We start from the raw sequence: 12,393 nt of genomic DNA, 5'->3' as shown, positions 1-12,393 counted from the left end.
CATAGCAGGTTTTGAATTTTAAACTTGCTATATATGAGTAGTGGTTACACTCTCAGCCTAAGAATCCTCGGTGGCTTGCCTCGAGGAGGGTCAAGGAGAATAAAGTACTATGTTTAGATACTGATGCAATTATCAAGATGAGTTTTAATAATTCCAACTTATTAGAAGAAGTAATCTCATTGTTTGATAAATGTTATCTCCATAGTAGAGTTTATCAAGAAGTTAAGTGGCCAGATGAAGTAGTGGTTAGATTAAATGATTTAATTGAAAAACAACAGATAATTTTAGTAAATGATGAAGAGTTATTAACTAAAATAGAAATAAGAGAATATTTTCTTGCGACTTTAGAAGAGGTTTGTGAAGTTTTTGGAGTAGATTATTATGAGCAGTATTATGATGAGCTTAGGGATTCAAATTCTAATGAAGAACTTCTTAATGCTGTAGAGATTATCGATAATCAACTAAAAGATATCGGTGAAATTAAAACTTTACATATGATTATACTGTTAAGAGATATTGCAAATAAACAGATTAATTATTTCTTATCTGATGATCGTAGAGCACGAAGAGCTATAGTCTTGACTTTCGGAAAGACAATTTACGATGATAAGATTACTGGACTTAGTGTTTTAGGATCTTTTGATCTGTTAAAGGAAAATGGTTTAGCTAAAGTTAATGCATTGGAATATATTAAGAAATTTTCATTTACAAAGACTAAAGTATACGATCAGAAAAGAAATATGATTAAATTGGAGAATAACATTATAATAGAAAAGTTGTATGCTGGTAGATTAAAAAGGCTTATAACAGGAGATTTCATCTTAAAATAGTTTTAAGTTCTTACTGAATTTAAAGGTTTGGTATTCGAAGAAATTTTGTCTGAAGGAAGCAAAAAAGGACTAAGTCCAAGTCTAAGGTTGAGGCTGAGTAAAAGCCACTCCCCTCTTTTATCCTTCCTAAAATTAGGGTATAATAATAATAAAAGGGGTGAAAAAATGAAAGAATTTAATATAACAGGAACCTGTATTCCAGCTAAACATTATATGGTTGATATAAAGAATAAATTAGATCAGATGAAGAAGTTGGTAGATAAAGGGAATTACTTTACTATTAATAAACCAAGACAATATGGAAAAACAACTGCACTATATCTATTATCTAATAAATTAAGCAAAGAAGATTATTTAGTGTTAAGGATTAGTTTTGAAGGTTTTGATAAGGAAATATATAAAGAACAGAAGGTATTTATAGAGGAATTTTTATTAATCTTAAAAGATAAATTAGAGCTTAAAAATGAAGAAAAACTAATTAATATTATAGAAAATAATTTAGCTACAGCTACAAATATGAGAAAATTAGCAAGAGTAATAACTGAATTAACTAAAGAAGAGAAAAGAAGAATAGTATTAATGATAGATGAAGTAGATAAAAGTAGCAATAATCAATTGTTTTTGGATTTTCTAGGAATGTTAAGAAGTAAATATCTTGCTAGTATTGAAGGAGAAGATTATACTTTCCATAGTGTAATCTTAGCAGGAGTCCATGATGTTAAGAACCTTAAGGTAAAGTTAAGAGCAGATGATGAGAAAAAGTATAATAGTCCTTGGAATATAGCAGTAGATTTTGATATAGATTTAAGTTTTAATCCAAAAGAAATAGCTACAATGCTTAAGGATTATAGAAAAGATAAAAATATTAAATTAAATGTAGAGAAAATAGCTAAAAAGATTCATTATTATACTTCAGGCCATCCTTATTTAGTTAGTAAAATAGCTAAGATAATAGATGAAAAGATACTACCTCAAAAAGAGAATAAAAGCTGGGACTTAAAAGATTTAGAAGCAGCAGTGAAGCTGATATTAGAGGATAAGAGTGTTAATTTTGAAAGTTTGATCAAGAATTTAGAAAATAATCAAGACTTATATCAACTTGTCTATGAACTAATAATGGAAGGTAAGAAGCTAAGTTATAATCGGCATAATCCACTTATAGAGTTGGGAGAATTATATGGAATTTTAAAGAATGATAACGGGAGAGTAAAGGTTCATAATAGAATCTATGAGCAGGCTATTTATAATTATCTAAGCTCAAAGATTGAGACAGATTTAGATATGACAGTCTATAATTTTAGAGAGAACTTTATTAAAGCAGATGGCTATTTAGACTTTAGGAAGATATTAAGGAAGTTCCAGTTGTTCATTAAAGAGCAGTATAGTGATAAAGATCAAGAATTTCTAGAAAGAAATGGGAGACTTATCTTTTTGGCTTTTATCAAACCGATCATTAACGGACAAGGCTTTGACTTTAAAGAAGTTCAAATCTCTCAGGAGAAGCGGCTGGATGTAGTGGTTACTTATTTAGATAAGAAATATATTGTAGAACTAAAGATTTGGCGAGGAGAGAAGTATCATCAGGAGGGTTTGGAACAATTAGCAGATTATCTTGATCAGCAGAATCTAGAGCAAGGTTATCTAGTCAGCTTTAATTTTAACCAGAATAAGGAATATAAAGAAGAAGAGGTAACAAAGAATGATAAAGATATATTTGCAGTTTGGGTTTAAAGTTGATTAGCTATATAGATGATAGGTTGGTATTTAGAGCATAGAGAGTGGTGGGAGAAATTAAGATAATTAACAATTGACAATGTACAATTTACAATTAAAAAAAGGTTAGTCGAGAAAGGGCTGGTCTTTGGCCCGCTCGAAATTGCTTTTGAAGTTTGATCTTTAAATTTCACTTAAATTCAACCTAAACCTAAAGTTGCCTAACGGCAACTTTTTGTATCTAATTTTTCTTTTAAGAAACCCTGAAATAAGATATAATGATCTTAATGAGCTTTAAAAGAAAGGGTGTAATGGATGTCAGTACTGAAGCAGCTTAGAAGAAATGTTTCAACTAAAATCTATAACAGAGGAAGAAACTATTATCAAACCGGTAGGGTTGTCGATTATGATTATCAAATTATAAATGATCAGCAATTAGAAATCAAAGCAGAAGTATCAGGTACTAAACTCTATCAGGTCAAAATAGAGATTAACTTGAAAAATAAGAAGGTTTATCCGGAGGGCCAATGTAATTGTCCCTATGATTGGGGGCCAATCTGTAAGCACGAAATAGCAGTCTTGTATAAATTTTTAGAAGAGGATTATCCTACACTCAATTTTAATCGCTTAACAGAGGTTAATTATAATAAATTAGTAGGGTTGAGTCAGCAGGTCAGAACTAAAGAGACAGCGTCTTTGCAATTTGTAATCAAAGGCTTAATGACCAGTTCAATGGTTAATTTCAAGCTGGTTTTACAGTCTGAAGAATTAGAAGTAGATGAACTAGAAAGGATTATCGCTTATATTCAAGATTCTTATTATTCAGGCTTAGACTCTTTTAAAGATAGATTAACAAGCAAAGATTTAGCTCAGATTAATTATCTAGCTCAAGTTGAAACAAAAGGTAGTCAGACTGAGGGAGCACTTCTTTTTTCTAAAGATGAGGCTAACTTCAATTTCTTATTAGGCTTGATAGAAGATAGTCAAGTCTATTTAGCAGAAAGTGATCAACTAGCTGAGGTAGGGCAATTACTATATCCTAAGTTAATCATGACTGGTGATCTAAGCAAAGTCAAAATCAAGATTAAAGATAGTAATTATCAAACTTATCAAGGTAATGGAATTACTTGGACGGTTCAAGAGGCTAAGGTACATCCTGTGGAGATGGAAACTATTAGGAATGCACCTACGCAGATACCGATCCCTGAAAAGAAGCAAGGGGAGTTTATCTTTGAGGTCTTGCCTTCATTGCAGCAGAATTTAAATTTAGAAGTTGCTCAAAACTTAGAGGGTTATCAATTGATTGAAAAAGAGCCACAGATAAGATTGAAGTTTGATTATCAAGAACAGACTATCATCTGCCAATCAGAGGTCAAGATTGACCAGCAAATTTATCACAATACTGAGATTGTAGGGTTTGATTATGATGCGAAGCATTATCAACAAGATGAACAAGACCCTAAAGTATGGTCGGCGTGGAATACAGCAAAGGTTAAGCAGTTTTTGAACTTTCTAGAGGATTATGAGTTTCATCTCCAGCCTGATTGTTTCAGTATTAAGGATGAGACTGATCAGCAAAGGTTTATTACTGAGGATTTAGCTGACTTATCAGCAGAATGGGAGGTAGAGACTACTCCTGACTTTGAAGAGTTAGAGGTAGTCCCTTGTCAGCTCGAACCAGTAATTGAATTTGTTGAAGATGATGATAATATTAATTGGTTTGAGTTTAAGATTACATATAATATCGGGGCAGAAAGCTATACTAAAGCAGAGTTAGAAGAATTATTGAAGTATAATCAACAAGGTGAGGGTTATCTACAGCTTGATAATAAGTATTATCTGATCGAAGAAGATAACCAACAACAGGTCGAGCAGATGATTGCTCAAGCCGACAAGCAAGAAGATGGTAGCTATCGGAGTAGTTATTATCAACTCTTATATTATCGTAATCTAGTTCAAGAAGCAGGGATTAGTTTTACAGGTAATCAGGTCTATGATCAGTTGGATCGGGATATTACCCAGGATAATTTAGTCCAGGAGGTAGAACTTCCTACGGAGGTTGAAGATATCTTAAGAGATTATCAAAAGCAAGGCTATTATTGGTTGAAATTCTTAGCTAAATATCATTTCGGTGGGATTTTAGCAGATGATATGGGCTTAGGTAAGACCTTACAGACTCTGACCTTGCTTAAGAGTATGGGGCATAACCAACCTGCTTTAATTATCTGTCCGCGAACCTTGATCTATAATTGGGGAGTTGAGGTTGATAAGTTCTTTTCAGATTTTGATTACTTAGTCTATTATGGTACTCCGCAAGAGCGGGCAGAGATGCGACAAGATTTTAGTAAGTATCAGTTAATAATTACCTCTTATTCGATCATCAGTCGTGATTATTTAGAGTTAGGGGATTTTAAATTTTCTCATGTTATCTTAGATGAGGCACACTATATCAAAAATAGAACTACCAAGCGGGCCAAAGGTGTCAAAGAGATTACAGCAGAGTATAGGTTGGCTCTGACAGGAACTCCTTTAGAAAATTCCTTAGAAGAGCTATGGTCTATCTTTGATTTTATCATGCCAGGCTATTTAAATAGTTATAGTCAATTTAGAAAGAAGTATTTAAATCCAATTACTAAGGATCAAGATGAGACAAAGCTTGTAGAATTGAAGAAGAGGATTGCTCCTTTTATCTTAAGACGAAGAAAAGAAGAGGTCTTAGCTGATCTGCCAGATAAGTTGATCAATATCCATCCAGTCGAGATGACTAAGGTGCAAGAGGATAGCTATCGGATGATCTTAGAGCAGGTCAAGACTGATTTAACAGCCCAGATTGAAGAGCGGGGATTTAATCGGTCACGGATTAATATTTTAGCTGCTTTGACCAAGTTACGCCAGATCTGTAATCATCCTAGCTTGATTTTAGAAGAGAGTGAGCAGCAATTAAGTTCTGCTAAGTTAGACGCCTTATTAGAAATAGTCCAAGCTGCTATTGCTGGAGGGCATAAGATAGTTGTCTTTAGTCAGTTTGTGAAGATGCTTAAGATAATCAGGCAGGGATTTGAGAAGCAAGAAATACCTTTCACCTATTTGGATGGTAGTACTAGAAATAGAATGGAACGGGTTGAGAAGTTTAATGCAGATGATCAGTTAAAGGTCTTTTTAATCAGCTTAAAGGCAGGAGGAACCGGTTTGAATTTAACCTCTGCTAATATCGTAATTCATGTTGATCCCTGGTGGAATCCGATGGTCGAACGACAGGCTACCGATCGAACCCACAGGATTGGTCAAACTAAGCAGGTAACTGTCTATAAATTGATCACAACTGGAACGGTCGAAGAGAAGATGTTGAAGTTACAACAAAGAAAGCAGGATATCTTTGAGAGTATAATCGAGAAGAATAGTAGTCCAATTCAGAGTATTAGTTGGGAGGATATTCAAGATTTATTGGAGTATAATTAACTTCAAGTTTGAGTTTAAGGCTAAGTCAATTGTTAAAAGCATAAGGGCTTAGATTTTACTTGACTTAAACTTAGCCTCAATTTTAAATCATAATTTAGCTTAAAAAGTAATATACCTTACAATAACATACCTCTAGAGGGTATCAAAAGGAGGGAGATTATTGGAAGGTATTTACTTAATAGCACTTATGATCGGCTTTCTTTCGTTTTTAGCACCCTGTATCATCCCGATGATGACAGCTTATTTCAGTATGATCTCAGGCTTTTCTGTCGAGAATATGGAAGCAGCTAGTTTTGAAAGAAGAGAGCTACTAGTCAATACTTCTATCTTTGTACTAGCATTTACCTTGGTCTTTGTCTCGATCGGAGGCTTAATCGATAGCTTAGGGCATCTATTGATGGATCAGATGAGGTTATTTAATTTAGTAGCTGGAATTTTTATCATCTTCATAGGGGCCAAACTCTTAGGAGTTCTACCAAGTTCTAAGCTACATAATCTCAGCAGTAGAGTTAGTATTGTCAGTGTCTCGAAAAGATATGAGTATCTAACTGTCTTCATCACTGGTATTTTCTTTGCACTGATAGCATCTCATCTTGTTGGCCCAACCTTATCTTCGATCTTTGTAATTACAGGAACTACAGAAGTGAATAATCTATTGATTATGTTCTTCTTTTCTATTGGTTTGGCGATTCCTTATTTTTTAATGGCGATCTCTTTTGAGAAAGCAGTAGGATTAATGGCAGGAGCTAAAAGATATACTAGATTCTTTCAAGTCATCTTTGGGGGAGTTTTATTAATTGTTGGGCTTTTGTTAGTTACCAATCGAATAGTTATCATGGAAAGGTTATTTCGTGATCTGATTAAATTTATTTTTAACGCTGGATAAGTTCAGTTTATAGTTGATAATTGATAGTGGATAGTTAAAGATCAAAACCTAAAAAGCTTAAGATTTCTTAAAAGCATTATATTTATAGGTTTATTTTAAATTTAGGGTACTAATTAGGTTTTAGGAAAATTTCTGTTTGAGCTAAGCATAGATTCTGCACTTAATTTACTGAACAGCAATTAAATTTTTAAATATTAGGTAATAGAATTAATTTTAAGTAAAGAGTTAGCTTGGGTAGCGAGTTTAATTTTCCTCTGGTTTTGAGTTTTTTTTCTGAATTTTTTTGCAGTAAAAAAATTTAGTCGAGGAAGGGCTGGTTTTTAGCCCTCTCGAAACTGATTTTGAAGTTTATTGGTTTAAGATCTTAATTTTGAAAGTGAAAATTTATATTAATTATTAAATTTAAATGTTTTCACGAGGGGAGTAAAAAAATGAAAAAAATAGATTTACACCTACATACGACATCATCAGATGGAAACTTAACTCCGAAAGAGTTGGTTGCAGCAGCTAAAGAAAGGAATCTAGCAGCAATTGCGATCACTGATCATGATAGCATCAGTGGAATAACTGAGGCTTTAGAGGAAGGGGAGAAGCTAGGAGTAGAGGTAGTCCCAGGGATAGAGTTGACAACCTATTACAAAGGTGAGCGGGTCGATATCCTAGGCTATTATATTGACTGGGAGGATGAAGCATTATTAGAGATCTTAGAGAAGTTACAGACAGCCCGTAAAGGACGGGCCAAAGAGATGATCAACAAGCTTGCTAATCTAGGAATTGAAGTTGATTACGAGCAACTTCAACAGTTAGCTGGGGAAGAAGGGGTCGGTCGTCCACATTTGGCCCAACTACTAGCTGATGAAGGTCATGTAGCTAGCAAACAAGAAGCTTTTGATAAATACTTAGCAGATGGCGGGCCAGCTTATGTAGATAAGTATCAACTTCTACCAAAGGAGGCAATTGAGCTGATTACTACAGCAGGTGGGGTGGCGGTGTTGGCCCATCCAGGGATCATTTCTGAGGTCGAGATTGTAGAAGAGCTAGTGCAACTGCCAGATTTAGCAGGGATAGAAGCTTATTATCCTCAGCATAGTCCAGAACAACTCAGTTATTATCTTCGCTTAGCCAGTAAGGAGGAGTTAATCATTACCGGTGGTTCTGACTGTCACGGGTCAAACGAGAATGACAAGTTATTATTAGGAACTTTGGATATATCGACTGAGCTATTGGCTTCCTTACAGCGAGCAATTAAATCAGTTGATAGTTGATAATTGATAATTGACAATTAAAGATCAAGTCCTTAAAATCAAGAGAATTAAAAGGTTTAAACTATCAATTTTAAACTATCAATTATCAATTGAAGTTAACCTTAAACTTAATATCAATCCCTTCTCACAAAATCATCATAATTGTAATTTAAACTATTATCAAAGAAGAGTTAGAAAAGACAGTGAATAGTTAATAGTGAATAATGAATAGTTGACAAATCAAGAGCTGAAAGCAATTCACAGCCAGTTTTGATTTTTTGAATTGTGAATTGAAATAAGTAGGATTGAATCTAACTGAGAGGGGAATTAATTAATGATCAAATTTAACAAGAAGACTCTTCTAGTCGTACTAGTTATTGTCGTTGGATTGGTTGTAGTAGGTTGTAAAGATGGCGAAGATGTTGATTTGAGTGAAGAAGACTTGCAAAATGAAGTTGTAGAAGAGGAAGTAATTGAAGAAGAAAATTTCGAAGATGAAGATTTTGAAGATGAGGATTTTGAGGAAGAGATTGAAGTGATAGAGCAAGAGGAAAAAGTAGATGATGATGAGTCAAGTTTTGAACCAACAGGTGAATTGGGAATGATCGGTTATGTAGATTTGGCTAGAGTTTATCAATCCCATCCAGAAGTAGAAGAGATGGAGATGGAGTTACAAGCAGAAGTAGAAGCCTTAGAAGAAGAATTTTATCAACAGGTATCAGAATTAGGTGAAGATGAGCAAGAAAAAGCACAGCAGTTACAACAAGAGGTTCAACAAGAAATTTTTGCTTTACAACAAGAGCAAGAAGAGCAATTAGAGGAAGTTATCGACCCTATCTTAACTGAAGTTAGAGAAGAGTTAGGATTAGAGATAATTATCACTGATCAAGGGGTCGTTGCAGGAACTCAGGATATTACTGAAAAAATCATAGATTATTTGCAAAACTAAGCTCAACCTCCTAGAAGACATCCTTCTATCGCAAGATAGAGGGGTGTTTTTTGTTTGTGGTTATAAATTATAGCTTAATTACAATATTGTGTCAGTTATGATGTGAAACATGAGGGGTATTTCTTGTTTGGAAAGATTTTTTCTAAGCTTCTAAGATTCGTCTGCGAATAAATAAGAGCAAGCTAATTTAAAATGGGGAAATTAGCTAATTCATACTCTTATTCATTTCTCGACTCATCAAGAAGCTAGACGAAAAAATCTAAATGTCACTGCGAAACACCCCTCATGTTAAGTTTTTAGATTGTAATGTTTTGATTTACCCGAAGAATTTATGCGATTGCGGTGGAAGTGGAGGAGTTTATATGTAATTTTAATACTTCAAATGAGAATGATTAGATTTTGGTGATTGCAAAAATTCAAATTCTTATTGATTTTTTGGCTACTTTTTTATCAAGAAAAAAGGTAGCACGGAATAAAGTTTGGTTTTTAACTTTTCCGTAAAATGGTTTTGATTTTAAGGTTTAAATTGTAATTTTTTAATTTTAAAACTTAAGCTATATATCAATTAATTGTAAGTAATCTATTTATTAATAATTTGTAATCTGGATAATAGTTTGTTATAATCAAAACAAACCTAAAGTAGTAAAAACATATAGTTTTAGTAGGGATTAATCGAATTTTACATAATAAAATAATTTTGATAATAATAATTAAAAGTGAGTTGAATTTAATTGAGAGCACTAAAGTCTTTGTAAGGAGGGGGTTAATCTGTTTGGTTATAAGAGTAAATTTTTTAATTTTAGTTTTAAATTAATCTTTATCTTGTTAATAGTTTTAGTTATATCTTTTGTTAGTCAGTCTACTATAGTTAATGCGGCAGATTATCAAGAAGAACTAGTCTCTACAGTAACTTTTGATATTAATATAGCTATAGTTATGTCATTAATAATGTTAATTTTAATTTTATTTATTTGGGAACCACTGCCAATTGGCATGATAGCTTTATCAGTCCCGGTAATTCTTGTGGTTTTAAGCCCATGGACTAAGATTTCTACTGAGCAAGCTCTATCAGGGTTTAGTAATAATGCTACAATTGCTGTCATGGCTATGTTTGTCTTGAGTAAAGGTATTCAAAATAGTGGTGCTGTACAACTTCTCGGTAGTAAAATAGAAAAGGTTACTAAAGGTAATGAAAGAGCACAAGTAGGGGTAATCTCTATTTTGACTGGGGTTGTTGCTAGTGCTATTAACAATACTCCTGTAGTAGCTGCTTTTATTCCTATGGTAACCAATCTTGCTCGTAGAACTAAGGTATCACCATCAAAGCTGTTAATCCCTCTGTCTTATGCATCTATGTTTGGAGGTACTATGACTCTGTTGGGGACTTCGACTAATATTTTGGCCAGTGATATATCTGCTCGGTTGATTGGGCACCCTTTTAGTATGTTTGAATTTACTAAATTAGGAATAGTAGTATTTATAGTAGGATTATTTTATTTAATTACAATAGGTTATCATTTGATTCCAACCCGAATTACCTATGAGAATGATTTAGTTAAAGAATATGAGATGAAAGATTTTTTGACTAAAGTTGAAATTAAAGAGGACTCTTCATTGCTTGGTCAAAATATAGGAGAACTTGCAAAGCATATAGAGAAGGATTTAGATATTTTACGCCTGATTCGTGATGGAGAAGAATTTATGAAGCCATTAGAGATCAAGACAATTCGTAATGGTGACCGCTTGATTATTAGAGCTGATAAGGAGACTTTACTGGATTTTATCAAGGAAAAAGGTATAAAGATCTTATCAGATTTTCAAATCACTCAACAAGAATTGGAATCTCTAGATAAAGGACAAGAAGTTATAGAAGTTGTTATACCAGATCATTCTTTTTTAGCAGATCAAAATGTTAAAGAGGTTAATTTTCTTGAACGTTATGATGCTAGCTTAATTGGAATTAGGCATGGAGAAGGGCTAGAGCATAGAAATTTAAAGGAATTTACTTTTTCACCTGGTGATGTATTGCTTTTGTTGGTTACTGAAAAAACATTGGAGCGATTAAAGAATAATGATAATTTCATTGTTGGAGAAGTAGAATTGAAAACCTTTGAGTATCAGCCTACTAAAATAGCCACTTCTTTAGGGGTTGTAGGAGCTGTAATTGGCCTGGCGGCATTGAATATAATGCCGATTTCAATCGCTGCTTTAGGTGGAGTAATAGCTATGGTGTTAACTAATACTGTAAATTCTAACGAAGTTTATGACATAATAGATTGGGAAGTCATCTTTTTATTATCAGGATTGATTCCTCTAGGGGTAGCTATTGAAGAGACTGGAACAGCTCAGTATATGGCTTCACAATTAATAAAACTTACAGGGTCCTTTCCTTTGGTCATAATTCTAGGGGTCTTTTATTTATTTACTGCAATATTAACTAGTGTTATTAGTAATAATGCCAGTGTAGTCTTAATGATTCCTGTAGCAGTAGGAGCAGCTAATCAGTTAGGAGCAAATCCATTTGCCTTCATTTTAGCAGTAACATTTGCTGCTAGTGCTTCTTTTTTAACTCCTGTAGGTTACCAGACAAATTTAATGGTTTATGGCCCTGGAGGATATAAATTCCGTGATTTTATCTTAGTAGGAGCTCCATTACAATTACTTTTATCTATTGTAGTTCCTGTTTTTATTTCTTTGTTTTGGGGGATCTAATCTGAAAAGAGAATATATCTTTAAATCTAAAGTTGCCTAGCGGCAACTTTGTTTTAATTGAGATAATTATTTTGGATGATTTGCTGTTAATTTTACCAGTTTCATAAGCAGGAGTTTAAGTTCTAAAAAAAGAAGAATATAATAAGAAAAAAGGTATTTCCCGTTAGATAATTATTTCACAACTATTGGATTTTATGTTATAATATTTAATTAGAGGGATGATCAGTCAATAAATTTTTGATATTTTGTTAGACGTGTTAACTTAAGTTAAATTTTACTAGATTGCAATTTAGTTTAAGTTTGAGGTTAAGCCAACCGTTAAAAGCATAAGGGTTTAGATTTTACTTAAACTTAAACTTAGACTTAGCCTTAAACTATATATCAATTAAAAGCAAGTTAACTAGAAAAATATGTATTAAGTTGACGCATATGATATGTTATCAGATTCCAACTAGGGACTAATTACTAGTAACTAGTCCCTATATTATAAGGAGGAAGTGAATAGATGAAATTAACAGTTGTAGAGTGGTGTAGAGACTGACGGTTAAGGAGTAGTAATTGTCAACCACTCACGAGCAGTCTTGAACTTTAGACTGTGAG

At 33.2% G+C, this 12,393-nt stretch carries 7 protein-coding genes; all 7 read left to right on the top strand.

Annotated elements, in window-relative coordinates:
- Positions 1-179 precede the first annotated feature (179 nt).
- The 7 genes from MWH28_RS02745 (at position 180) to MWH28_RS02715 (ending at position 11,793) form a co-directional block, all read left to right on the top strand.
- Positions 180-830 (top strand): hypothetical protein, encoded by a 651-nt coding sequence (locus MWH28_RS02745; protein WP_248617737.1) that lies wholly within the window; start codon positions 180-182, stop codon positions 828-830.
- Positions 831-995: 165 nt separating this feature from the next.
- Complete coding sequence (locus tag MWH28_RS02740) at positions 996-2,561, top strand: AAA-like domain-containing protein (RefSeq protein WP_248617736.1); 1,566 nt, start codon at positions 996-998, stop codon at positions 2,559-2,561.
- Between the two features lie 297 nt (positions 2,562-2,858).
- A complete protein-coding gene (locus MWH28_RS02735) occupies positions 2,859-6,002 on the top strand; it encodes an SNF2-related protein (RefSeq protein ID WP_248617735.1) in 3,144 nt (1,047 codons plus the stop codon).
- Positions 6,003-6,162: 160 nt separating this feature from the next.
- Positions 6,163-6,888: a cytochrome c biogenesis CcdA family protein gene (locus MWH28_RS02730; RefSeq protein ID WP_248617733.1), complete on the top strand. Its 726-nt coding sequence runs from the start codon at positions 6,163-6,165 to the stop codon at positions 6,886-6,888.
- A gap of 431 nt (positions 6,889-7,319) precedes the next feature.
- Entirely contained in the window at positions 7,320-8,153 is an 834-nt protein-coding gene (locus MWH28_RS02725) for a PHP domain-containing protein (RefSeq protein ID WP_248617732.1), read from the top strand.
- Between the two features lie 313 nt (positions 8,154-8,466).
- On the top strand, positions 8,467-9,081 hold the full coding sequence (locus tag MWH28_RS02720; protein ID WP_248617731.1) for an OmpH/Skp family outer membrane protein: 615 nt from the start codon (positions 8,467-8,469) through the stop codon (positions 9,079-9,081).
- A gap of 822 nt (positions 9,082-9,903) precedes the next feature.
- Positions 9,904-11,793 (top strand): SLC13 family permease, encoded by a 1,890-nt coding sequence (locus MWH28_RS02715; RefSeq protein WP_248617730.1) that lies wholly within the window; start codon positions 9,904-9,906, stop codon positions 11,791-11,793.
- Positions 11,794-12,393: the final 600 nt, after the last annotated feature.

Source organism: Natroniella sulfidigena (assembly GCF_023223645.1).
Classification (GTDB): Bacteria; Bacillota; Halanaerobiia; order Halobacteroidales; family Halobacteroidaceae; genus Natroniella; species Natroniella sulfidigena.
Note: the sequence above shows the minus strand (reverse complement) of the source record. Positions and strands in the feature narration are given on the sequence as shown.